Origin of the sequence: Micromonospora gifhornensis (assembly GCF_016863515.1) — a bacterium.
Lineage (GTDB): Bacteria > Actinomycetota > Actinomycetes > Mycobacteriales > Micromonosporaceae > Micromonospora > Micromonospora gifhornensis.
On sequence record NZ_BOPA01000032.1, the window covers coordinates 32196 to 55082 of the forward strand.

Sequence of the window (22887 nt, forward strand, 5' to 3'; positions counted from 1 at the left end):
CGTGCCCACCCTCAGCCCGCCGTCGGTCGACGAGCCGGCTGGCCAGCATCCGGGCGCCCGGCTGGTGGCCCCGGTGCTGCCCCGGCTACCGGTCTGGCCGTTGGTGGTGATGTTCGGGCTGGTGCCGCTCTGGTGGCTGGCCGGCGCGTTCTATCTGGGCTGGTCGTTGCTGGGCGCGGTGCTGCTGGCGTTGCTGCTGGTCCGTGGCCGGGTGCCGCTGCCGCCGGGCACCGGCTTGTGGCTGCTGTTCCTGGCGCTGGTCGTGGTCAGCGCCACCCAACTGTCCTCGGTCGGCTCGTTGCTCGCCTTCGGCCTGCGACTCGGCTTCTACGTGACCGCCCTCGTGGTGGGCGTGTACGTGTACGCGGTGGCGCGCCAGGGCATCGAGTTGTCCACGTTGCTGGTGCCGATCTGCCTGTTCTGGTTCGGGCTGGTCGTGCTCGGCTGGTTGGGTGTGCTGGCGCCCCGCTTCGAGATGAGCACGCCGATGGAGATGCTGCTGCCGGGTGGCGTCTCCGGCAACGCCTACATCCAGGATCTGGTACGGATCGCGGCCAGCGAGTACAGCCCCCGCGCGCTCAACCCCATCTACCGGCCGTCGGCGCCGTTCCCGTACACCAACAACTACGGCAGCGCGTACGCGATGACGCTGCCCTGCGTGGTGGCCTTCGTCATGCTGCGCCGCCACGGCGTGCTGCGCTGGGCGGTGATCGCGTCGTTGCCGCTGTCGCTGGCGCCGGCCTTCCTCACCCTCAACCGGACGATGTTCGTCAGCCTCGGCGCCGGGCTGCTGGTGCTCGGATTGCGGGCCGCCCGGCGCGGCAACGTCCGGGTCGGCGCCTCCGTGGTCGGTGTGCTGCTCATCGGTGGCCTGGCCGCCCTGTTCATCCCGGTCACCGAGCTGATCGGCAACCGGGTCGAGTCCAGTGACACCAACAGCGACCGGTTCGCCCTCTACGAAGAGGTGCTGCGGCGGGTGGCGGAGTCACCGTGGCTCGGTTACGGCGCGCCGGCCACCGTCGACACGATCAGCGCACCCGTTCCGGTGGGCACCCAGGGCCAGCTGTGGATGGTGCTGTTCTGTCACGGCGTACCGGCGTTGCTGTTCTTCCTGGCCTGGTTCGCGCTCGTGGCGGTGATCTGCGCGCGGGCCCGCTCGGCGGCGGGCCAGTGGCTGGCGGTGGTGCCGGTGGTGTGCATCGTGCAGATCCCGTTCTACGGCCTGGCCAGCCCGAACCTCGCGGTGGCGTTCTTCGCCGTCGCCCTGACCATGTCCCTGGTGGAACGCGAGGCCCGGCCACCCGGCCCGGCCCTGCCCCACCCGTCCGCGGCCCAACCGGAGGTGGTGGCATGAGCCTCCCCGTCCACCCGCCCGCGCCGCAGCCGCCCGCCACGGGCGGCCCGGCCGAGCCCGCGCCGGACAGCACCGCGACCGAGACCCGCCGGGGCGCCCGCAGCGGCGCGGCCGGGCTGCTCGGTGCCGCCGTCAACGGGCTGATGGGTTTCGTCCTGGTCGTCGTCATCACCCGCGGCTACGGCACCGAGGGTTCCGGTGTCTTCTTCGCGGCGATCGGCGTGGTGACGGTGTCCGCGGCGCTCTGCGTGCTGGGCGCGGAGACCGGCCTGATCTGGAGCCTGCCCCGACGCCGGCTCGGCCCGCAGGGCGACGCGGCCCGGATGCTGCCGGTGGCGTTGATTCCGCCGCTGTCGGCGGCGCTCGTCATCGCGGCCGTCGGGATCCTCGCCGCCGACCCGCTCGCGCGCCGACTGCTCGACGGCGCGGGCGTCGACGGTGGTGCGCTGCTGCGGGTCAGCTTCGCCGCGGTGCCGGTGGTGGTGGCGATGACCCTGCTGTTCGGCGTGCTGCGCTGCGTACGGCCGATGCGGATGTACGTCGCGGTGCAGTCGGTGCTGCTGCCCACCGCGCGGCCCCTGCTGGTCGGCGCGGCCGTGCTGCTGGCCGGCGGTGGCCTGCTGGCCGGCATGACCGGCTGGGTGGTGCCGGCCCTGCTGGCTGCTGCGGTGACCCTGCTGCTGGTCGTCGGGCCGTTGGGGATCGGCCGGGGAGCGGGACTGCGCGCCGGGCGCGACGAGTGGGGATCCTTCTGGCGGTTCTCCCTGCCCCGGGCCGCGTCGGCGGCCATCGACTCGGGTGCGGTCTGGATCGGTGTGCTGCTCACCACAGTGCTCGCCGGTGCGGCAGATGCCGGCATCTTCGGCGCGGTGAGCCGCTACATCCTGGCCGGACAGCTCGCCATGCAGGGGCTGCGGGTGGCGGTGTCGCCGCAGCTGTCCCGGTTGTTCGGGCAGGACCGTCCCGATGCAGCCGCCGCCCTGCACCGGCAGTTGACCACCTGGGCGCTGGTGCTGTCCTGGCCGGTGTACCTGCTGCTGGCCGTCTTCGGCGCGGGGTTCCTCGAACTCTTCGGCTCCGGGTTCGCCGGCGGCGCCACCGCGATGACCGTGCTGGCGCTGGCCATGCTGGTGAACACGGGTGTGGGCAACGTGCAGAGCATGTTGCTGATGAGCGGGCGCAGCGGGCTGCATCTCGCGGCGACCGTGGCCGGCCTCACGGTCACCGTCTCCCTCGGCCTGGTGCTGATCCCCGCCCACGGTGCCACCGGCGCGGCCTGCGCCTGGGCGGCGGGCATCGTCACGGAGAACCTGATCGCGGTGACCTGTGCCCGCATCGTCGTCGGTCAGCCGTTGGCCGACACGTCGATGCTGCGGGCCGCACTGCTCACGGTCGGCGGCGTGGGTGCCGCCGCGATCGTCGGAGTGCTGGCCGGCGGCCGGGGGATCGTCGGTCTGGCGGTGGCGCTGGCCGTACTGGCGGTCGGTTGCGTCGGTTTGTTGACGTTGCCTCGGGTGCGGCAGGGCATCCGGGCGACCATGGTGCAGATCCGTGGCGGGGCGCCGAGCGTCGCGCCGCGTCCCTCGAAGGGCAGGTGACATCGTCGTGGCGTCCATCCGCGACCGGGTTAAGCAGTTGGTGCCGACCCAGGTGACAAGCCGGGTGCGGGAGGGCCTCGTCGACTACGGGGTACGCACCAGCGACCGTCGGCCACTACCGGATTTCCTCATCATCGGCACCAAGCGGGGTGGCACCACATCGCTGTGGAACTACCTCATCCAGCATCCGCTGGTGCCGCGACTCTTCCCGGCCTGGAACACGAAGTCCTCGCACTACTTCGAGGAGAACTGGGGCCGCGGCGAGGCGTGGTACCGGTCGCACTTCCCGACCCAGCGGCAGCGGGAGACGCTGGAGAACCGGCACGGTGGTCCGGTGCGGGTGGGCGAGGCCGCGCCGCTGTACATGTTCCACCCGCTGGCCGCGCAGCGGGTCGCCGCGTTGATGCCGCAGGTGAAGCTCATCGTGCTGTTGCGTGATCCGGTGGAGCGGGCGTACTCGCACTGGAAGGAGCGGCGCACCAACGGGGTGGAGCCGTTGGACTTCGCCGCCGCGCTGGCCGCCGAGCCGGAGCGTACGGCGGGGGAGCGGGAGCGGCTGATCGCCGAGCCGGAGTACTTCAGTGAGCCCTACGACTGGTACACCTACCGGGCGCGGGGCCGCTACCTGGAGCACCTGGAGCCGTGGCTGGCGCACTTCGACCGCGCGCAGCTGCTCTTCCTGCCCAGCGAGGACCTGTACCGCGACGCGCGGGCCACCTACCGGCGCACCCTGGACTTCCTCGGGCTGCCCGCGCACGACCTGCCCGACTTCAAGGTCTACAACGACCGGCGGTCGGCGCCGCTGGAGCCGGCGCTGCGGGCCGAGTTGACGGAGTACTACCGCCCGTACAACGAGGCGTTGCGGCAGCGGCTGGGGCTGCGCCTCGACTGGCCGGACCAGGTCGCGTGACGGCCGACGACCTGCGTAGCCGCGAGGACGGGTTGGGGTGGGTCACCCGGGCGGTCTTCGGTGACCAGCGGATCACGCTGACCGTGGACGCCCCGGTCCCGGCCGGGCACACGGTGGTGGCCCGTTACGCCGTCGTCCCGTCGGTTGACCGGGCCCGGTTCCTGCTGCCGCTGGGCTCGTCGCGGGCGACCGCGGCGGCGCTGCTGGCGTACAACGCGTTGCGGCCGGTGAAGGTGCGGGCCGTGCGGGCCGCCCTCGGCGTGGCGGCGCGGGCCGGTGTGGTCGCCCGGGCACCGTTTCCGGTGCTGAGCGTCGCCGTGCCGGCCGCGCTCGATCCCGCCGAGGTGCTGCTCGCCGAGCGGCTCAGCACCGAGTTGGGTGGCGGCCGGGCGTACGCGGCCTGCGGGGTCCGCCCGCCGGATCCGAACCACAAGCCGACCCTGCAACTGTTCGACCACTCGGGGACACCCCGCGGCTACGCCAAGATCGGCTGGAACGACGCGACCCGGGCGCTTGTCACCGCCGAGGCGGCGGCGCTGCGCGAGGTGGCGGAGGTGGCCGGCGTCGCCGGGCATCCGGCCACCCCCCGGCTGCTCGCCGAGACCAACTGGGCGGGGCAGGCCGTGGCGCTTGTCGAGCCGCTGCCCACCGGGGTGCGCGGGGTGCCGGTCGACGCCCCGCCGGAGCTCGCGGCGCTGCTCGCGGTGGCCCGGCGGGGTCGGCCACCGGCGACACCGCGTCCGCTGGCCGGCTCGTCGTTCCTCGATCGGCTGACGGCGCAGGCGCAGCGGGCGGCCGAGACGGATCCGGCCGGGGCACGGGCGGTGGCGGCGGTGGCGGAACTGGCCCGCCGGCACGGCGACGTGGCCGTCGAGTTCGGCCACTGGCACGGCGACTGGGTGCCGTGGAACCTCGGTCGGCACGCCGGTGAGCTGGTCGCCTGGGACTGGGAGCACAGCGGGCCGGACGTACCTGTCGGCTTCGACCTGGCCCACGACGCGTTCCAGCGGTCCCTGGTGCTGCGCGGTGAACCGGCCGCGACCGCGGCCGAGCAGGTACGCCAGTGGCTGGACCGGTACGGCGACCGGCTGGGCCTGGACCCGGCCCGTCGCCGCCTGGTCGCCGACGCGTACCTGATCGAGATGTGGCTGCGGACCTGGCGGCTGGCCGACGCCGGTGCCGGCTGGAACCCGGCGCTGCATCCGGCGTTGCTTGACGTCATCGAGAAACGACAGTGAGAGAAGGTCGGGCCGACCGCTGGGGGTACGGCTCGACCGTGGTGCAGGCACAGCTGACTTGTGGGGAGTCGCGTGGACAACGTAGACAAAGTGGGGCAGCAGTTACTGCTGGTCGGGTCGAGCGGCGGGCACCTGGCCCAGCTGCTCGCCCTGAAACCCTGGTACGAGACCTGGCAACGCTGCTGGGTGACCTTCGACACGCCGGAGGCGGTGTCCCTGCTGGCCGGCGAGGACCTGATCCCGGCCTACCATCCGACCACCCGTAACGTGCGCAACCTGCTGCGCAACGCCCTGCTGGCGGCCCGGGTGCTGCGCCGGCGGCGGATCGCCGCGGTGGTGACCACCGGCGCCGGGGTGGCGCTGCCGTTCGTCGTGCTGGCCCGGCTGCGCCGCATCCCGACGGTCTACATCGAGGTCTACGACCGGATCGACACCCCGACGCTCACCGCCCGGCTGTGTCGTCCGTTCCTGTCGAAGATGCTCGTGCAATGGGACGAGCAGCGCCGCCAGTACCCGGAGGCCACCGTCGTGGGGACGCTGCTGTGAGCGGCGAGGCGACGCGCACCGACGCGCAGTTCGGCGCATCCGCGGACGCCGCCGCGGCCCACATCCCGGCGCCCCGTGGCGGCAACCGGGTCGGGCGGGCCCAGCTGCTGGTGGCGGTCGGCACCGACAAGCACCCCTTCGACCGGCTGGTCGGCTGGCTGCGGGAGTGGTACGGCGAGGTCGCCGACGAGGTGGTGCTGACCGTGCAGCACGGCCACACCCGGGTCGAGGGTCTGCCCGACGCGGTGCCGTTCCTCGGGCACGCCGAGTTGCAGACCGCGATGGCCGGGGCGGCCCTGGTGGTCTGCCACGGTGGCCCGGCCACCATCCTGGAGGCCCGCCGGCACGGGCACCTGCCGATCGTCGTGCCCCGGGACCCGAGTCTCGGCGAGCACGTCGACAACCACCAGCAGTTGTTCGCCCGTCGGCTCGGTGCGGCAGGCCTGGTCGCGCTCTGCGAGACCCGGCAGGAGTTGCGGGACGCCCTCACCGCCGGCCTGGCAGAGCCGGGACGGTTCACGGTGACCGTGGACGCCGAGGCGGCCGAGGCGCAACGCACCGCCGTGCGTCGAGTGGGCATGATCGTCGAGGAGTTGGTGGCCGAGGCCGCGCAGCGGCGTCACCGGCCCTGGTGGCGGCCGCGGCGCGGGCCCGGCCCGAATGGAAGGCACAAGCTATGACCGCGTACCCGAGCGTCACCGCCGTCGTACCCACCCGGGACCGTCCCGAACTGCTCCGGGCGGCGGTACGGGCCATCGTCGGGCAGGACTATCCGGGGCAGGTCGAGACGGTCGTGGTGTACGACCAGTCCGAGCCGGACCCGTCGCTGGCCGAGTTGTCGGCAGCGGACCGGCCGGTGCGGGTGGTGACAAACACCCGCACCCCCGGGCTGGCCGGGGCCCGCAACTCCGGCACCATGGCCGCCACCGGTGAGCTGATCGCCTTCTGCGACGACGACGACGAGTGGCTGCCGGGCAAGCTGGCGGCCCAGGTCGACGCCCTCGACGCGGTGCCCGGTGCCGAGTTCGTCAGCTGCGGCATCCAGGTCAGCTACGACGGGCACACCGTCGAGCGGGTACTGGAACGCGACTCGATCAGCCTGGCCGACCTGCTGCGGGACCGGATGACCGAACTGCACCCGTCGACCTTCCTGATCCGGGCGGCGGCCCTGCGCGACGGGTTCGGGCTGGTCGACGAGGAGATCCCGGGCAGCTACGCCGAGGACTACGAGTTCCTGCTGCGGGCCGCCCGCAGCGCCCCGCTGGTCAACCTGCGCACCCCGTACGTGCTGGTGCGCTGGCACAAGCGGTCGTACTTCGCGCAGCGCTGGGACACCATCTCCGAGGCGTTGCAGTGGCTGCTGGAGCGCTATCCCGAGTTCGCCACCCAGCCGGCCGGTCAGGCCCGGGTCACCGGGCAGATCGCCTTCGCGCGGGCCGCCTCGGGGGACCGGCGCGGGGCGATGCGGTGGGCCCGGCGCACCCTGCGCCGCAACCCGCGCGAGCCTCGGGCGTACCTGGCGTTGGCGGTGGCCGGGCGGGTGGTCCGCGCCGACGCCGTGCTGCGCACCCTGCATAAGCGCGGCCGGGGCATCTGAGGCAGACGTCCGTAGGGCGGGACAGGGCGGGCGGTGCGGTGCGGCGGGCACCGGGCGTGACAGACTCATGGCTGTGTTGCGCTGGTTGACCGCAGGGGAATCGCACGGACCCGCCCTCGTCGCGTTGCTGGAGGGGGTGCCGGCCGGGATCGAGGTGACCACCACCGAGATCGCCGGCGAGTTGGCCCGCCGCCGGCTCGGCTACGGCCGGGGTGCGCGGATGTCCTTCGAACAGGACGAGGTCGAGGTCATCGGTGGCCTGCGCCACGGGGTGACACTGGGCAGCCCGGTCGCTCTGCGGGTCGGCAACTCCGAGTGGCCCAAGTGGCGCACCGTGATGGCCGCCGACCCGGTCGACGCCGACGAGCTGGCCCGCCAGGCCCGTAACGCCCCGCTCACCCGGCCCCGGCCCGGCCACGCCGACCTGGCCGGCATGCAGAAGTACGGCCACACCGACGCCCGTCCGATCCTGGAGCGGGCCAGCGCGCGGGAGACCGCCGCCCGGGTCGCCGTCGGCACGGTGGCCAAGGCGCTGCTGCGCCAAGCCCTCGACGTGGAGATCGTCTCGCACGTGGTGGAGTTGGGCCCGGTGGCCGTCAAGCCGGGGCTGCGGCCCCGCCCGGAGGACGCCGAGCGCATCGACGCCGACCCGCTGCGCTGCCTCGACCCGGAGGCCAGCGCCCGGATGGTCGCCGAGGTCGACGCCGCGAAGAAGGCCGCCGACACCCTCGGTGGTGTGGTCGAGGTGCTGGCGTACGGCGTGCCGCCCGGCCTGGGCAGCCACGTGCAGTGGGACCGCAAGCTCGACGCCCGGCTGGCCACCGCGCTGATGTCGATCCAGGCGATCAAGGGTGTGGAGATCGGCGACGGCTGGCAGCAGGCCCGCTCGCGCGGTTCCGAGGCGCACGACGAGATCATCCCCACCGCCACCGGCGTACGTCGGGTCACCGACCGGGCCGGTGGCCTGGAAGGCGGCATCACCACCGGTGAGCCGCTGCGGGTGAAGGCCGCGATGAAGCCGATCTCGTCGCTGAACCGGGCCCTCGCGACTGTCGACATCACCACCGGTGAGCCGGCCACCGCGATCAACCAGCGCTCCGACGTCTGCGCGGTGCCCGCCGCCGCCGTCGTCGCCGAGGCGATGGTGGCGCTGGTGCTGGCCGAGGCGGCAGTGGAGAAGTTCGGCGGCGACTCGATCGCCGAGATGCGCCGCAACCTCGCGGGCTACCTCGACGCGCTGGTGATCCGGTGACCGGTCGGACCCGTCCGGTCTGCGTGCTGGTCGGCGCGCCCGGCTCCGGCAAGACCACTGTCGGTGAGGTCCTCGCGGCCGAGCTGGGGGTCGAGTTCCGGGACACCGACGCCGACATCGAGCGCCTGGCCGGCAAGCCGATCCCGGAGATCTTCGTCGACGAGGGGGAGGAGCACTTCCGTGCCCTCGAACGGGCGGCGGTGGCCGCGGCGCTGGCCTCCTGCGACGGGGTGCTGGCTCTCGGCGGTGGCGCGGTGCTGGCCGAGGAGAACCGGGCCGCGCTGGTCGGTCACCAGGTGGTGCACCTGTCGGTCGAGTTGACCGACGCGGTGAAGCGGGTCGGTCTCGGTGTCGGGCGTCCGCTGTTGGCGATCAACCCGCGGGCCACCCTCAAACACCTGATGGACCAGCGGCGACCGCTCTACGCCGAGGTGGCGACCGTGACGGTGGTGACCGACGGCCGCACTCCGCAGGAGATCGCCGCCGAGATCATCCCCCTGCTCAAGCGGTAAGGAAGGGCACCTTCTTAACGCCTCAGGTAGAGCAGGGGTCCCCTTTTAACGCCTGACGCGGCGGCCGGTGCCGGTGCGCGGCGCGGCTGCGGGCGCCAGCTGGCCAGCAGGGCCAGGGCGAGCAGGATCTCGGCCGCATCGCCGCCGTAGTACATCACCGCCGCGCCGGCCCGCAGCGCCTGCGGCGGGGCCGGTACGTCGACAAGCAGCCCTGCGTACAGGAGTTGGGCCAGGCTGGCGTGCGCGACGACCGCGGCGCCGAGCACCACCAGCCGTACCGGCACGGACGCCCGGTGCCGGTACGGTTCCGGGCCGGCGATCGACCAGGTGAACAGCAACCCGCTGAGCAGGAAGTGCAGGTTGACCAGGTCGTGCAGCACCGGGCTGGCGAGGGTGGCCCGGTACAGCGGGGTGAGGTAGAGCAGCCACAGCCCACCGGCGGTGAGCAGCAGGCCGGTGACCGGGTGGGCGAGCGTGCGCGCCACCGGATGCCGCGCCGCCCGCAGCGCAGCCCGACCGACCCGCCGGTCGACGGTCCGCAACAGCAGAGTGCCGGGCGCGCCGAGCACCAGGCCCAGCGGGGCGAGCATGCCGAGCAGCAGGTGCTGCCACATGTGCGCGGCGAACCCGTCGGCCGGCAGCAGCAGGGCGACGGCGAGCAGCGCACATCCGGCGGCGAACGCGGCCGTACGCCAATGGCTCCAGCCCGGCCGGTCCGGTTCGCGCTGCCGCAACACGGCAGCCAGATAACACCAACCCGCCACCAGGGGTACGAGCACAGCCGGGCCGACGGTCGTGGCGTGCTGCGCGGTGTGCGCCACGCTCATCGGCGTGGGCTCGCCGAGGTCGTGTCGTCGGCGCAGAGGTCCACGGCGGTGGCGCGGCGTTGCACGAGCAGACCGACGATGATCAGCACGACGCCCAGGGCGAGGAAGCCGAGGTCCCACCAGAGTTGGTGTTCGCCGGCCCGGACGTGGTGGATGGCCAGGATGTGGTGGTCGATGATGCCCTCGACCAGGTTGAACAGCCCCCACCCGATCAGCGCCCAGCCCCACAGCATCGGCGAGCGCCACAGTCGCCCCCGGGACCGGGTCACCCGGGCGTAGAGCATGGCCAGGCCGGTCAGCACCGCCACCCAGGTGACCACGTGGAAGAGCCCGTCCCACAGGGTGTTCATCTGCAATCCGGCGACGGTGTCCACCGGGTACTCGCGGATGCCGATGTTGTCGGCGCCGGTGTTGCTGAGCAGGTGGTGCCACTGGAGCACCTGGTGCAGCACGATGCCGTCGACGAAACCGCCGAGCCCGACGCCGAGGATGGTGGCCGGCAGCCGGATGTCGGCGCCGTCGATCGTCCGCTCGGTCATGGTGCCCCCTGGATAGCTGGTGATGGTGCCCCTGCCCGGTCCACGAACCGGTAAACCTCCGTTCCATTGATCGGGCACCGGTGAGCGGATCCGGTCCAGGCGGTCGACGGTGGGCTAGGCTCCCGGCGATGGACAACGTGACCCGGATCCCGGTCGGCGGCGAACGGCCGTACGACGTACTGGTCGGTCGTGGCCTGCTCGACACGCTGCCCGGCCTGCTGCCCGATGCCACCCGGGTGGCGGTGCTGCACGCCCCGCCGCTGAAGGAGTTGGCCGACGCCATCGGTGACCGGCTCGGCGCCGCCGGCATGACACCGCTGCCGATCGAGGTGCCCGACGCCGAGGCCGGCAAGCACGTCGACGTGGCGGCGGCCTGCTGGGACCGGCTCGGCGAGGCGGGGTTCACCCGTACCGACGCGGTGGTCGGGTTGGGCGGCGGCGCGGTCACCGACCTGGCCGGGTTCGTGGCCGCCTGCTGGCTTCGCGGGGTGCGCTGGGTGCCGGTGGCCACCTCGCTGCTGGGCATGGTCGACGCGGCGGTGGGCGGCAAGACCGGCATCAACACCACGGCCGGCAAGAATCTGGTCGGCGCCTTCCACCCGCCGGTCGGGGTGTTGGCGGACCTCAGCACGCTTGACACCCTGCCGCCGGTCGACCTGGCCGCCGGTCTGGCCGAGGTGGTCAAGTGTGGCTTCATCACCGACCCGGTCATCCTCGAACTGGTCGAGAACGACCCGGCGGCGGCCGTCGATCCGACCGGGCCGGTGGCCCGGGAGCTGATCGAGCGGGCGATCCGGGTCAAGGCCGACGTGGTCGGCGGAGACCTGCGTGAGTCAGGCGTACGCGAGGTGCTCAACTACGGGCACACCCTGGCGCACGCCATCGAGAAGGTCGAGGAGTACCGCTGGCGGCACGGTCACGCCGTCTCGGTCGGCCTGGTCTACGCCGCCGAACTGGCCCGCCTCACCGGCCGGTTGGACGAGGCCACCGCCGGCCGGCACCGTGCCGTGCTGACCGCGCTCGACCTGCCGACCCGTTACCCGGCCGACGCCTGGCCCGGGCTGCTGTCCGCCATGCGGGTCGACAAGAAGGCCCGAGGCAACCGGCTGCGGTTCGTGGTGCTCGACGGGCTGGCCCGACCGGCGATCCTGGACGGTCCCGACGACGACCTGCTGCACACCGCGTACGCCGCGGTGTCCGGCTGAATCGTCGCGGGTTTCTGCGGCTGAACTGTCGCGAGTGGAAGGCGAACCAGCATGAAGGTGTACGTGCTCAATGGGCCGAACCTGGGCCGGCTGGGCACCCGCCAGGTCGACGTCTACGGGACGACCAGCTACGCCGACCTGGTCACACTCTGCGAGACGACGGGACGAGACCTGGGCCTGGACGTCGTCGTGCGGCAGACCGACGCCGAGCACGAACTGCTCGGCTGGCTGCACGCCGCCGCGGACGAGGGTGCCGCCGTGGTGCTCAATCCGGCCGCCTGGTCGCATTACTCCATCGCGGTGCGCGACGCCTGCGCCATGCTGCGCGGGCCGCTGGTGGAGGTGCACCTGTCCAACATCCACGCGCGGGAGGAGTTCCGGCACCGCTCGGTGGTCTCGGCGGTGGCGACCGGCGTGATCTGCGGGCTCGGCGTCGACGGCTACCGCCTCGCCCTGCACCACCTCGCCGCCCGCCGCGACCAGCGCAGCTGACCTCCCCGCCGGCACGCATACTCCGGTCGGCCGGGCGAGCACTACGCTCGGCTTCCCCTGCTTCAATCACGCTCGGTGATGTCCGCCGTTCCGTCCCTCGTACCCTCGCTTCGCCCTTTGCTCTGCTTCAACCCACGCAACCGTCGATGAGCAGCATCTTCGTGTTGCGGGTGGCGCGAGATGTCCCGCGCTTTCGCCACGGGGCGTAACCGTTGCGCGGGTTGAAGCAGAGCAAAGGGGCGGGGTGGGGGAGGCGGTGGGGTGGGTTGTGTCACGGAGGGTGGCGGTCCGGGTCGGGTGGGGCCGGACTGACCGTGGACGGCGGCGGTCGGGGTACCGCAGGGCGGCTAGTAGACTTGCTAGGTCTGTCCGCCAAATGACGATCAAGGCAGGAAATGGCCACCACCAACGACCTGAAGAACGGCCTGGTACTCAACCTCGACGGGGAGCTCTGGGCCGTCGTTGAGTTCCAGCACGTCAAGCCCGGTAAGGGTGGTGCGTTCGTGCGTACCACGCTGAAGAACGTGCTCTCCGGCAAGGTCGTCGACAAGACCTTCAACGCGGGCACCAAGGTCGAGACCGCGACCGTTGACAAGCGCACCATGCAGTACCTCTACGCCGACGGCGAGGACTACGTCTTCATGGACATGGAGACGTTCGACCAGATCACCGTGCCCGGTGGGACGGTCGGCGAGGCGGCGAACTACCTGCTGCCCGAGGCCGAGGCGATCGTGGCGACGCACGAGAGCGTGCCGCTCTACGTCGAGCTGCCGACCTCGGTCGTGCTGGAGATCACCTACACCGAGCCGGGCCTGCAGGGCGACCGGTCCACCGGTGGCAACAAGCCGGCGACGGTGGAGACCGGCGCGACCGTGCAGGTGCCGCTCTTCATCACCACCGGCGAGAAGATCAAGGTCGACACTCGCGACGGCCGTTACCTCGGCCGCGCCTGATGGCCGAGGGTCCGAAGCAGCAGATGCCCGCGCGCCGCAAGGCGCGCAAGCGGGCGCTGGACGTGCTCTTCGAGGCCGACCTGCGTGATCGTCCGCCGGTCGAGGTGTTGGCCGGCTACATCGAGCGGATCGAGAAGCCGCGCCCCGACCACCTCGGGTACGCGGTCGGCCTGGTCGAGGGCGTGGCCGGTCATCTCGACCGGATCGACGAGCTGATCGCCAGCTACGCCGAGGGTTGGACGCTGGACCGGATGCCGGTGGTCGACCGCAACCTCGCCCGGATCGCGGTCTACGAACTGCTCTACGTCGACGAGATCGACGACGCGGTGGCGATCAGTGAGGCCGTCGAACTGGCTCGGCAGATGTCGACCGACGACTCGCCTCGCTTCCTCAACGGTCTGCTCGGCCGCATCGCCGAGTACGCCACCCGCTGATCGGCTCCGATGCGGGCCACCGCTTGCGGTGGCCGTCGGGGAGTGCGACGAAACGAAAAGGCCCGCGCCGTCCGGCGCGGGCCTTTCGTTGCTGGGAATTCAGGAAGCGAAGAACGCCCGGGGGTCGGCGACCAGCACGCCGTGCTCGGTCAACCGCTCGATCAGGCCGGAGGGCGAGGCGTCGTAGACGATCGCGAGGGCCCGCAGGTCGTCGGCGCGGATCGACAGGACCCGGCCGTTGTAGTCGCCGCGCTGCTGCTGGATGGCGCGGGCGTACCGGGCGACGTAGGCGAGGTCCTCGCTGGCCTCGTCGTAGAGCCGCTCCAGGTCCAAGACGATCTTGCTGGTGGGCTCGTGCCGCACCCCGCTGCCGTCGGGCAGCAACTCCGAGACCGGTACGCGGTAGAACTCGGCCAACTCGGCCAGGCGGGACACCGTGACGGCCCGGTCACCGCGCTCGTACGAGCCGACCACAACCGCCTTCCAACGCCCGTTCGACTTCTCCTCCACGCCCTGCAGGGACAGACCCTGCTGCTGGCGAATGGAGCGCAGACGGGCGCCCAGAGACTTGGCGTATTCAGAGGGCATTCGGACACTCCCAGTGCTGCTCGGGGTTCTCCCAGCGATCGCTACGGAGCGTGACGGTACGGGGATTCGTAAACGTGGTCAAGTGGTGGCGATACCTCAGTTGAACACCCCGGTCGACTTGTCCCGTTCTGCCCGCTGAACCGATACGCCGACCGGTCTCTCCCCGACGTGGTCTGAGCCACTCGTGCCCGACCGTGGTTACGGCAACGACCACTGGTAACGTGGCCCAAGCCCTCCCGCCGGCCGTACCCGGCTGACCTGGGGGGATCCGACATCCTTTAACGACCCGTCCCGTGAGGCGGGGAAGGAGGTCCGCCGTGGCCTGCCCACCGGCTGCCCACCCGTCGCCACCGCGACAACCCTCGGTGAAGGTGATTCTGACCAGTGCCGAGGTGCAACGTGTCGTCGACCGGATCGCCCACCAGATCCTGGAGAAGACCCAGGGCGCGGCGGACACCGTACTGCTCGGAGTGCCGACCCGAGGCGCCCCGCTGGCGCGACGCCTCGCCGAGCGGATCAACGCCTTCGAGGGCACCGCGGTGCCGGTCGGTGTGCTCGACATCACCCTCTACCGCGACGACCTGCGTCGCAACGCCACCCGGGCGGTCGGTCCGACCCAGGTGCCGCCGGGCGGGATCGACGGCATGCGGGTGATCCTCGTCGACGACGTGCTCTTCTCCGGCCGTACGGTGCGCGCCGCCCTCGACGCGCTGAGCGACCTCGGACGTCCGTCGTCCGTGCAGTTGGCGGTCCTGGTCGACCGGGGCCACCGGCAGTTGCCGATCCGCGCCGACTACGTCGGCAAGAACATCCCGACCGCCCTCGCCGAGAGTGTGAAGGTGACGCTGGCCGAGACCGACGGCGTCGACGAGGTACGGCTCTACGGGGAGGCCGCGCTTTCATGATCAGGCACCTGCTCTCCGGCGCCGATCTCGACGCCGACACCGCCATCCAGATCCTGGACACCGCGGCCGAGATGGCCGCCGTCTCCGGCCGCGAGGTCAAGAAGCTGCCCGCGCTGCGCGGACGTACGGTGGTCAACCTCTTCTACGAGGACTCCACCCGGACCCGGATCTCCTTCGAGGCGGCGGCGAAGCGGCTCAGCGCCGACGTGATCAACTTCTCGGCCAAGGGGTCCAGCGTCGCCAAGGGCGAGAGCCTCAAGGACACCGCGCTGACCCTGCAGGCGATGGGCGCCGACGCGGTGGTCGTCCGGCACCCGGCCTCCGGCGCCCCGCACCGGCTCGCCGACTGGGTCGACGGTTCGGTGGTCAACGCCGGTGACGGCACCCACGAGCATCCCACCCAGGCGCTGCTGGACGCGTACACGATGCGCTCCCGGATGGGCCGGCTGGCCGGTCTGTCGGTCGCGGTCGTCGGGGACGTGCTGCACTCGCGGGTGGCCCGGTCGAACGTGCTGCTGCTGTCCACCCTCGGCGCGAAGGTCACCCTGGTCGGGCCGCCCACCCTCATCCCGGTCGACATCGCCGCCGCCCTGGCTCCCGGCACCGCCGTCTGCTACGACCTCGACGCGGTGCTGCCGTCGACGGACGTGGTGATGATGCTGCGGGTGCAACGGGAGCGGATGGGCGACTCCTACTTCCCGTCCGCCCGCGAGTACGCCCGCCGCTACGGTCTCGACGGCGCCCGCATGCGCCGGTTGCCGGAGCACGCGATCGTCATGCACCCCGGTCCGATGAACCGGGGCATGGAGATCACCCCGGAGGTCGCCGACTCGCCCCGCTCCACCATCGTCGAACAGGTCACCAACGGAGTCTCCGTACGGATGGCCGTCCTCTACCTGCTGCTCGGGGGAAACAACCGGTGAACTCGTACCTGATCAGAAACGTCAGCGTGCTCGGCGCGGCACCGACCGACCTGCTGCTGCGCGACGGCGTGGTCGCCGAGGTGGGTCGGGGGCTGTCCGCGCCGGACGCAGTCGTGATCGACGCCGACGGGCTGGTGGCCCTGCCCGGCCTGGTCGACCTGCACACCCACCTGCGCGAGCCGGGCCGGGAGGACGCCGAGACCGTCGAGACGGGTTCCCGGGCGGCGGCGCTGGGCGGCTACACCGCGGTCTGCGCGATGGCGAACACCTCGCCGGTGGCCGACACCGCCGGGGTGGTCGAGCAGGTCTGGCGGCTCGGTCGGGAGGCCGGGCTGGTCGACGTGCAGCCGATCGGCGCGGTCACCGTCGGGCTGGCCGGCGAGCGCCTCGCCGAGCTGGGCGCGATGGCCGACTCGGCCGCCCGGGTGCGGATCTTCTCCGACGACGGGCACTGCGTCGCCGACCCGAGGCTGATGCGCCGCGCCCTGGAGTACGTCAAGGCGTTCGACGGGATCATCGCCCAGCACGCCGAGGAGCCCCGGCTCACCGAGGGCGCGCAGATGCACGAGGGTGAGGTCTCCACCCGGCTGGGCCTGACCGGCTGGCCGGCGGTGGCCGAGGAGGCGATCATCGCCCGGGACGTGCTGCTGACCGAGCACGTCGGCGGCCGGCTGCACGTCTGCCACGTCTCCACCGCCGGCAGCGTCGAGGTGCTGCGTCAGGCCAAGGCGCGCGGCGTACGGGTCACCGCCGAGGTGACCCCGCACCACCTGCTGCTCACCGACTCGGTCGTCGGCGGCAGCAACGAACTCGCCAGCCCCGCCATCGCGGACACCTGGCACCCGGCCGGGGCGTACGACCCGGTGTACAAGGTCAACCCGCCGCTGCGTACCGCCGCCGACGTCGCCGCCCTGCGGGCCGCGCTGGTCGACGGCGTGATCGACATCATCGCCACCGACCACGCCCCGCACGCCGTGGAGGACAAGGAGTGCGAGTGGGCGTACGCCCGGCCGGGCATGCTCGGGCTGGAGACGGCGCTGTCGATCGCGCTCGACGTACTCGGCCCCGAATGGGACATGATCGCCGAGCGGATGTCGCGCACCCCGGCCCGCATCGCCGGGCTGACCGAGCACGGCCGTGATCCCGCCCCCGGAGTTCCGGCCAACCTGACCCTGGTCGACCCGGCGAGCCGCCGGCTGATCGACCCGGCTGAGTCGGCAAGTCGCAGCCGCAACACCCCGTACGCCCGGATGACGCTGCCGGGTCGCATCGTGGCGACCTTCCTGCGTGGCGAGGCGACGGTCCTGGACGGAAAGGCAGTCAAGTGAGTCGTAGGCGTCCAGCGATTCTCGTCCTGGAGGACGGGCGCACGTTTCATGGTGAGGCGTACGGCAGTGTCGGGGAGACCTTCGGTGAGGCGGTCTTCAACACCGGGATGACCGGTTATCAGGAGACGCTTACCGACCCGTCGTACCACCGGCAGGTCGTGGTGCAGACCGTCCCGCACGTCGGCAACACCGGTGTCAACGCCGAGGACGACGAGTCCCGGCGGATCTGGGTGGCCGGTTACGTGGTGCGTGACCCGGCCCGGATCAGCTCGAACTGGCGCGCCACCGGCGGGCTGGAGGACCGGCTGGCCACCGAGGGCATCGTCGGCATCAGCGGGGTGGACACCCGGGCGTTGACCCGGCACCTGCGCGAGCGTGGCGCGATGCGGGTCGGCATCTCCAGCATCGACGACGACCCGCGCGCCCTGCTGGCCCGGGTCCGCCAGTCGCCGCAGATGGTGGGCGCGGACCTGTCCGCCGAGGTGACCACCACCGTGCCCTACGTGGTGGCCGCCGAGGGCGAGCACCGGTTCACGGTGGCCGCGTTGGATCTGGGCATCAAGCGCAACGTGCCGCGTCGGCTCGCCGCCCGGGGTGTGACCACCCACGTGCTGCCGGTCACCGCGACCATCGACGATCTGCTGGCCACCGGCGCGGACGCGATCTTCTTCTCGCCCGGTCCGGGTGACCCGGCCACCGCCGACGGGCCGGTGAAGCTGGCCCGTGAGGTGCTGCGCCGCAAGGTGCCGCTGTTCGGCATCTGCTTCGGCAGCCAGATCCTCGGTCGGGCGCTCGGCTTCGGCACCTACAAGCTCGACTACGGCCACCGCGGCATCAACCAGCCGGTGCTGGACCGGATGACCGGCAAGGTCGAGGTGACCAGCCACAACCACGGCTTCGCCGTGCAGGTGCCCGGCGTCACGCCCGGCGCGACGGTGCCCGACACGGTCATCGAGACCGAGTTCGGCGGTGTGCAGGTCAGCCACGTCTGCCTCAACGACAACGTGGTCGAGGGGCTGCGGGCCCTGGACGTGCCCGCGTTCACCGTCCAGTACCACCCGGAGGCGGCGTCCGGCCCGCACGACGCGGACTACCTCTTCGACCGTTTCGCCGAACTGATCGAGGGTCGGACCCACAACAAGGGACACAGCAATGCCTAAGCGGAGCGATCTCAAGCACATTCTGGTGATCGGCTCAGGGCCGATCGTCATCGGGCAGGCCTGCGAGTTCGACTACTCCGGCACCCAGGCGTGCCGGGTGCTGCGCAGCGAGGGGATCCGGGTCAGCCTGGTCAACTCGAACCCGGCCACGATCATGACCGACCCGGAGTTCGCCGACGCCACGTACGTCGAGCCGATCACCCCGGAGTTCGTCGAGCTGGTCATCGCCAAGGAGCGGCCGGACGCGGTGCTGCCGACCCTCGGCGGGCAGACCGCGCTGAACACCGCGGTCGCGTTGCACGAGGCCGGGGTGCTGGAGAAGTACGGGGTCGAGCTGATCGGCGCGAACATCGACGCGATCCGCCGCGGCGAGGACCGGCAGCTGTTCAAGGAGATCGTGGCCAAGGCGGGCGTACGGCTCGAGGTGGCCGACCCGGAGGGCCTGGTGCCCCGCTCGCGGGTGTGCCACTCGATGGACGAGGTCCGCGAGACCGTTGCCGACCTGGGTCTGCCGGTGGTGATCCGGCCGTCGTTCACCATGGGCGGGCTCGGTTCCGGCATGGCGCACAACGACGAGGACCTGGAGCGCATCGCCGGCGCGGGGCTGGCCGCCAGCCCGGTGCACGAGGTGCTGATCGAGGAGAGCGTGCTCGGCTGGAAGGAGTACGAGCTCGAACTCATGCGGGACCGGCACGACAACGTGGTGGTGGTCTGCTCGATCGAGAACATCGACCCGATGGGTGTGCACACCGGCGACAGCGTGACCGTGGCACCGGCCATGACGCTCACCGACCGCGAGTTCCAGCAGCTGCGTGACCTGGGTATCGCGGTGCTGCGCGAGGTCGGGGTGGACACCGGCGGCTGCAACATCCAGTTCGCGATCAACCCGGCCGACGGGCGGATCGTGGTCATCGAGATGAACCCGCGGGTGTCCCGTTCGTCGGCGCTGGCCTCCAAGGCGACCGGCTTCCCGATCGCGAAGATCGCCGCGAAGCTGGCCATCGGCTACACCCTCGACGAGATCCCCAACGACATCACCCGTAAGACGCCGGCGGCGTTCGAGCCGACGCTGGACTACGTCGTGGTGAAGATCCCCCGGTTCGCGTTCGAGAAGTTCCCCGGCGCGGACCCGGAGCTGACCACCACGATGAAGTCCGTCGGCGAGGCGATGAGCCTCGGCCGCAACTTCCCCGAGGCGCTGAACAAGGCGATGCGGTCGATGGAGACCAGGGCCGCAGGCTTCTGGACGGTGCCCGACCCGGCGGGCGCGACAAAGGAGAACACCCTCGCCGCGTTGGCCACCCCGCACGACGGCAGGCTCTACACGGTGGAGCGGGCGCTGCGCCTGGGCGCCTCGATCGCCGAGGTCACCGCGGCCTCCGGCGGCATCGACCCGTGGTTCGTGGACCAGATCGCCGCGCTGGTGGAGCTGCGCAACGAGATCGTGGCCGCGCCGGTGCTCGACGGTGACCTGCTGTACCAGGCCAAGCGGGCCGGCCTGTCCGACCGTCAGTTGGCCGCGCTGCGGCCCGAACTGGCCGCCGAGGACGGCGTGCGGACCCTGCGGCACCGGCTCGGGATCCGGCCGGTCTACAAGACGGTGGACACCTGCGCCGCCGAGTTCGAGGCCACCACCCCGTACCACTACTCGTCGTACGACGCGGAGACCGAGGTGATGGGGTCGCCGCGACCGAAGGTGCTGATCCTCGGGTCCGGACCGAACCGCATCGGGCAGGGCATCGAGTTCGACTACTCCTGCGTGCACGCGGTCCAGGCGCTGCGCGGTGCGCAGTCGGGCGTCGGCGGCACCGGGTTCGAGACCGTGATGGTCAACTGCAACCCGGAGACCGTCTCCACCGACTACGACACCGCCGACCGGCTCTACTTCGAGCCGCTGACCTTCGAGGACGTGCTGGAGGTCTGGCACGCCGAGGACACCTCCGGTCGGGAGGCCGGTGGGCCCGGCGTGGTGGGCGTGATCGTGCAGCTGGGCGGGCAGACCCCGCTCGGGTTGGCGCAGCGGCTCAAGGACGCCGGGGTGCCGGTGGTCGGCACCTCCCCGGAGTCGATCCACCTGGCCGAGGAGCGGGGCGCGTTCGGGTCGCTGCTGGCCCGGGCCGGTCTGCGGGCTCCGGAGCACGGCACCGCCACCTCGTACGAGGAGGCGAAGGAGATCGCCGACGAGATCGGCTACCCGGTGCTGGTCCGCCCGTCGTACGTGCTTGGCGGTCGGGGCATGGAGATCGTCTACGACGATGCCACCCTGCGTGACTACATCGGGCGGGCCACCGACATCTCCCCGAACCACCCGGTGCTCGTCGACCGGTTCCTCGACGACGCCATCGAGATCGACGTGGACGCGCTCTGCGACGCCGACGGGGAGGTGTATCTCGGCGGTGTGATGGAGCACATCGAGGAGGCGGGCATCCACTCCGGCGACTCCTCCTGCGCGCTGCCGCCGATCACCCTGGCCGGTTCGCACGTGGCGCAGGTCCGCCGGTACACCGAGGCGATCGCCCGGGGCGTCGGCGTACGCGGCCTGCTCAACGTGCAGTACGCGCTGAAGGACGACACGTTGTACGTGCTGGAGGCCAACCCGCGCGCCTCGCGTACGGTGCCGTTCGTCTCCAAGGCCACGGCGGTGCCGCTGGCCAAGGCGGCGGCCCGGATCGCCCTCGGGGCGACCATCGCCGAGCTGCGGGCCGAGGGCATGCTGCCGGCGACCGGGGACGGTGGCACCCTGCCGCCGGACGCCCCGATCGCGGTCAAGGAGGCGGTCCTGCCGTTCAAGCGGTTCCGGACGCCGGCCGGCAAGGGGGTGGATTCGCTGCTCGGCCCGGAGATGAAGTCGACGGGTGAGGTGATGGGCATCGACACCGCCTTCGGGCACGCCTTCGCCAAGTCCCAGTCGGCCGCGTACGGGTCACTGCCCATCCGGGGCAAGATCTTCGTCTCGGTGGCGAACCGGGACAAGCGCGGCATGATCTTCCCGGTGAAGCGGCTGGCGGATCTGGGCTTCGAGATCGTCGCGACGGCCGGTACCGCCGAGGTGTTGCGTCGGCACGGCATCGCCTGCGAGGTTGCCCGCAAGCACTACGAGGCCGGTGCCGACGACGACGCGGTGTCGCTGATCCGCAGCAACCAGATCGCCCTGGTGATCAACACCCCGCAGGGGTCCGGTGCCAGCGCCCGTTCCGACGGCTACGAGATCCGCAGCGCCGCGGTCACGGCGGACATCCCCTGCGTCACCACGGTGCCCGGGGTGGCCGCCGCCGTGATGGGCATCGAGGCCCGCATCCGCGGCGACATGCAGGTCCGCCCCCTGCAGGCCCTGCACGCCACCCTCCGGACCTCCCGATGACCCTCGCTGCACCCATGTCGATCATGGGGTTGGTGGCGGTGGCGCCGGGAGGTGGGCGTGATGTTTGAGCAGACGGTGCGGCGGGGGTTGTTCCGGATCGGTGGCGGCGACGCCGAGGCGGCCCATGAGTGGACGTTGCGGCGGTTGAGCGCCCTGTCGCGGACGCCGGGGGCGTTGGCGGTGCTGCGCGCCCGGTACGCGGTGGCCGCACCCCGGACCGTGTTCGGGGTGCGCTTTCCGAACCCGGTGGGACTGGCCGCCGGGATGGACAAGGACGGGGCGGCGCTGCCGGCGTGGCCGGCGTTGGGCTTCGGGTTCGTCGAGGTCGGCACGGTGACGGCGTACCCGCAGCCGGGCAACCCCCGGCCGCGGCTGTTCCGGCTGCCGGACAGCGAGGCAGTGATCAACCGGATGGGCTTCAACAACGCGGGAGCCGAGGCCCTGGCGGCCCGGCTGGCGGCGTTGCCGCGCCCGTTGGGCGTACCGCTGGGGATCTCGCTCGGCAAGTCCAAGGTGACGCCGCTGGACGAGGCGGTGGCCGACTACCAGGCGTCGTACCGCGCGTTGCGCGGGCACGGCGACTACTTCGCGGTAAACGTCTCCTCGCCGAACACCCCCGGCCTGCGTGCCCTGCAGGACCGGGATCACCTGGACGCGCTGCTCGCCGCGCTGGTGGGGGAGAAGCCGGTGCTTGTGAAGATCGCCCCGGACCTGACCGAACCCGCCATCGCCGAGCTGCTGGAGGTGTGCCTGGCGCGGGGTGCCGCCGGGGTGATCGCCACGAACACCACGCTGGGGCGCGACGGCCTCGCGCCGAGCGACCGGCATCGCGCCGGCGAGGCCGGCGGCCTGTCCGGTCGACCGCTGACCGACCGGGCCCGACAGGTGGTCGACTTCGTGCACCGGGAGACCGGCGGACGGCTGCCGATCATCGGGGTGGGTGGCATCGTGCACCCCGACGACGCCGCCCGGATGTTCGACGCCGGCGCCAGCCTGGTGCAGCTCTACACCGGCTTCATCTACCGAGGCCCGGCCCTGCCCCGCGCCGTCGCCCGGGCGGCGGCGACCGCACCGCAGGCAGCCACCACCACACCATGACCGACCACGGTGGGGCGGGCTGTGCCGGATCCGGAGACGGACCGCGACCGGCCCGCTTCACCCACCG

Annotated in this window: 22 protein-coding genes; 19 read left to right on the forward strand and 3 right to left on the reverse strand. The window is 71.9% G+C overall.

All coding sequences use genetic code 11. The features are described 5' to 3' along the window. The first annotated feature begins 1 nt into the window (after position 1). The 9 genes from Vgi01_RS21805 to Vgi01_RS21845 all read left to right on the forward strand — a co-directional run bounded on the left by Vgi01_RS21805 (position 2) and on the right by Vgi01_RS21845 (position 9007). Positions 2-1354: an O-antigen ligase family protein gene (locus Vgi01_RS21805; protein WP_102658468.1), complete on the forward strand. Its 1353-nt coding sequence runs from the start codon at positions 2-4 to the stop codon at positions 1352-1354. Then, positions 1351-2952: a lipopolysaccharide biosynthesis protein gene (locus Vgi01_RS21810; RefSeq protein WP_102658467.1), complete on the forward strand. Its 1602-nt coding sequence runs from the start codon at positions 1351-1353 to the stop codon at positions 2950-2952. The genes Vgi01_RS21805 and Vgi01_RS21810 overlap by 4 nt, the downstream gene beginning before the upstream one ends. A gap of 7 nt (positions 2953-2959) precedes the next feature. Next, positions 2960-3862, forward strand: a complete 903-nt coding sequence (locus tag Vgi01_RS21815; RefSeq protein WP_204292205.1) for a sulfotransferase domain-containing protein — start codon at positions 2960-2962, stop codon at positions 3860-3862. Further along, the gene (locus Vgi01_RS21820) at positions 3841-5100 is read left to right on the forward strand and encodes a hypothetical protein (protein WP_204292244.1); all 1260 of its coding nucleotides are present in this window, start codon (positions 3841-3843) and stop codon (positions 5098-5100) included. The genes Vgi01_RS21815 and Vgi01_RS21820 overlap by 22 nt, the downstream gene beginning before the upstream one ends. Before the next feature lie 72 nt (positions 5101-5172). Next, entirely contained in the window at positions 5173-5646 is a 474-nt protein-coding gene (locus Vgi01_RS21825) for a glycosyltransferase family protein (RefSeq protein WP_043720323.1), read from the forward strand. Beyond that, a complete protein-coding gene (locus tag Vgi01_RS21830) occupies positions 5643-6326 on the forward strand; it encodes a glycosyltransferase (RefSeq protein ID WP_239089100.1) in 684 nt (227 codons plus the stop codon). Before Vgi01_RS21825 ends, Vgi01_RS21830 begins: the two co-directional genes overlap by 4 nt. Next, on the forward strand, positions 6323-7243 hold the full coding sequence (locus tag Vgi01_RS21835) for a glycosyltransferase family 2 protein (protein WP_204292206.1): 921 nt from the start codon (positions 6323-6325) through the stop codon (positions 7241-7243). The genes Vgi01_RS21830 and Vgi01_RS21835 overlap by 4 nt, the downstream gene beginning before the upstream one ends. 73 nt (positions 7244-7316) lie before the next feature. Continuing rightward, positions 7317-8495: a chorismate synthase gene (gene aroC, locus Vgi01_RS21840; RefSeq protein ID WP_102658487.1), complete on the forward strand. Its 1179-nt coding sequence runs from the start codon at positions 7317-7319 to the stop codon at positions 8493-8495. Further along, complete coding sequence (locus Vgi01_RS21845; protein ID WP_013732767.1) at positions 8492-9007, forward strand: shikimate kinase; 516 nt, start codon at positions 8492-8494, stop codon at positions 9005-9007. Before aroC ends, Vgi01_RS21845 begins: the two co-directional genes overlap by 4 nt. Positions 9008-9021: 14 nt before the next feature. Here the strand turns inward: Vgi01_RS21845 and Vgi01_RS21850 are convergent, their stop codons facing one another. Beyond that, positions 9022-9834 (reverse strand): cytochrome c oxidase assembly protein, encoded by an 813-nt coding sequence (locus tag Vgi01_RS21850; RefSeq protein ID WP_126712537.1) that lies wholly within the window; start codon positions 9832-9834, stop codon positions 9022-9024. Then, positions 9831-10373 (reverse strand): DUF2243 domain-containing protein, encoded by a 543-nt coding sequence (locus Vgi01_RS21855; protein ID WP_102658463.1) that lies wholly within the window; start codon positions 10371-10373, stop codon positions 9831-9833. Before Vgi01_RS21855 ends, Vgi01_RS21850 begins: the two co-directional genes overlap by 4 nt. A gap of 128 nt (positions 10374-10501) precedes the next feature. Between Vgi01_RS21855 and aroB the strand changes: the two genes are divergently transcribed. The 4 genes from aroB to nusB all read left to right on the forward strand — a co-directional run bounded on the left by aroB (position 10502) and on the right by nusB (position 13457). Then, positions 10502-11578, forward strand: a complete 1077-nt coding sequence (gene aroB / locus Vgi01_RS21860; RefSeq protein ID WP_126712535.1) for a 3-dehydroquinate synthase — start codon at positions 10502-10504, stop codon at positions 11576-11578. A gap of 51 nt (positions 11579-11629) precedes the next feature. Further along, the gene (gene aroQ / locus Vgi01_RS21865; protein ID WP_013732771.1) at positions 11630-12070 is read left to right on the forward strand and encodes a type II 3-dehydroquinate dehydratase; all 441 of its coding nucleotides are present in this window, start codon (positions 11630-11632) and stop codon (positions 12068-12070) included. Positions 12071-12465: 395 nt separating this feature from the next. After that, the gene (efp, locus tag Vgi01_RS21870) at positions 12466-13023 is read left to right on the forward strand and encodes an elongation factor P (RefSeq protein ID WP_102658460.1); all 558 of its coding nucleotides are present in this window, start codon (positions 12466-12468) and stop codon (positions 13021-13023) included. A 23-nt stretch (positions 13024-13046) separates the two neighbouring features. Beyond that, the gene (nusB, locus tag Vgi01_RS21875) at positions 13047-13457 is read left to right on the forward strand and encodes a transcription antitermination factor NusB (protein WP_199180211.1); all 411 of its coding nucleotides are present in this window, start codon (positions 13047-13049) and stop codon (positions 13455-13457) included. A gap of 99 nt (positions 13458-13556) precedes the next feature. Here the strand turns inward: nusB and bldD are convergent, their stop codons facing one another. Next, positions 13557-14045, reverse strand: a complete 489-nt coding sequence (bldD, locus tag Vgi01_RS21880) for a transcriptional regulator BldD (protein WP_007458348.1) — start codon at positions 14043-14045, stop codon at positions 13557-13559. A gap of 317 nt (positions 14046-14362) precedes the next feature. Here bldD and pyrR point away from each other — a divergent pair, with 317 nt between their 5' ends. From pyrR to Vgi01_RS21910, 6 genes are read left to right on the forward strand one after another with little or no spacing between them, the layout of a single operon-like run. Beyond that, a complete protein-coding gene (gene pyrR, locus Vgi01_RS21885; protein ID WP_043720330.1) occupies positions 14363-14950 on the forward strand; it encodes a bifunctional pyr operon transcriptional regulator/uracil phosphoribosyltransferase PyrR in 588 nt (195 codons plus the stop codon). Continuing rightward, positions 14947-15873: an aspartate carbamoyltransferase catalytic subunit gene (locus tag Vgi01_RS21890; RefSeq protein ID WP_013732776.1), complete on the forward strand. Its 927-nt coding sequence runs from the start codon at positions 14947-14949 to the stop codon at positions 15871-15873. The genes pyrR and Vgi01_RS21890 overlap by 4 nt, the downstream gene beginning before the upstream one ends. After that, positions 15870-17201: a dihydroorotase gene (locus Vgi01_RS21895; RefSeq protein ID WP_013732777.1), complete on the forward strand. Its 1332-nt coding sequence runs from the start codon at positions 15870-15872 to the stop codon at positions 17199-17201. The genes Vgi01_RS21890 and Vgi01_RS21895 overlap by 4 nt, the downstream gene beginning before the upstream one ends. Beyond that, entirely contained in the window at positions 17198-18361 is a 1164-nt protein-coding gene (gene carA / locus Vgi01_RS21900; protein ID WP_204292207.1) for a glutamine-hydrolyzing carbamoyl-phosphate synthase small subunit, read from the forward strand. Before Vgi01_RS21895 ends, carA begins: the two co-directional genes overlap by 4 nt. Next, complete coding sequence (carB, locus tag Vgi01_RS21905; RefSeq protein ID WP_102658457.1) at positions 18354-21722, forward strand: carbamoyl-phosphate synthase large subunit; 3369 nt, start codon at positions 18354-18356, stop codon at positions 21720-21722. Before carA ends, carB begins: the two co-directional genes overlap by 8 nt. Before the next feature lie 57 nt (positions 21723-21779). Beyond that, positions 21780-22820 carry a quinone-dependent dihydroorotate dehydrogenase gene (locus Vgi01_RS21910; RefSeq protein ID WP_102658486.1) on the forward strand — a complete coding sequence of 347 codons (1041 nt, stop codon included), beginning with the start codon at positions 21780-21782 and terminating at the stop codon, positions 22818-22820. The last annotated feature ends 67 nt before the right edge of the window (positions 22821-22887 follow it).

Excerpts from the sequence above, each read along its gene's own strand:
- Vgi01_RS21810 (WP_102658467.1), top strand. The coding sequence starts at position 1,351 with ATGAGCCTCCCCGTCCACCCGCCCGCGCCGCAGCCGCCCGCCACGGGC.
- Vgi01_RS21835 (WP_204292206.1), top strand. The coding sequence starts at position 6,323 with ATGACCGCGTACCCGAGCGTCACCGCCGTCGTACCCACCCGGGACCGT.
- Vgi01_RS21850 (WP_126712537.1), bottom strand. The coding sequence starts at position 9,834 with ATGAGCGTGGCGCACACCGCGCAGCACGCCACGACCGTCGGCCCGGCT.
- Vgi01_RS21855 (WP_102658463.1), bottom strand. The coding sequence starts at position 10,373 with ATGACCGAGCGGACGATCGACGGCGCCGACATCCGGCTGCCGGCCACC.
- aroB (WP_126712535.1), top strand. The coding sequence starts at position 10,502 with ATGGACAACGTGACCCGGATCCCGGTCGGCGGCGAACGGCCGTACGAC.
- aroQ (WP_013732771.1), top strand. The coding sequence starts at position 11,630 with ATGAAGGTGTACGTGCTCAATGGGCCGAACCTGGGCCGGCTGGGCACC.
- efp (WP_102658460.1), top strand. The coding sequence starts at position 12,466 with ATGGCCACCACCAACGACCTGAAGAACGGCCTGGTACTCAACCTCGAC.
- nusB (WP_199180211.1), top strand. The coding sequence starts at position 13,047 with ATGCCCGCGCGCCGCAAGGCGCGCAAGCGGGCGCTGGACGTGCTCTTC.
- bldD (WP_007458348.1), bottom strand. The coding sequence starts at position 14,045 with ATGCCCTCTGAATACGCCAAGTCTCTGGGCGCCCGTCTGCGCTCCATT.
- Vgi01_RS21890 (WP_013732776.1), top strand. The coding sequence starts at position 14,947 with ATGATCAGGCACCTGCTCTCCGGCGCCGATCTCGACGCCGACACCGCC.
- carB (WP_102658457.1), top strand. The coding sequence starts at position 18,354 with ATGCCTAAGCGGAGCGATCTCAAGCACATTCTGGTGATCGGCTCAGGG.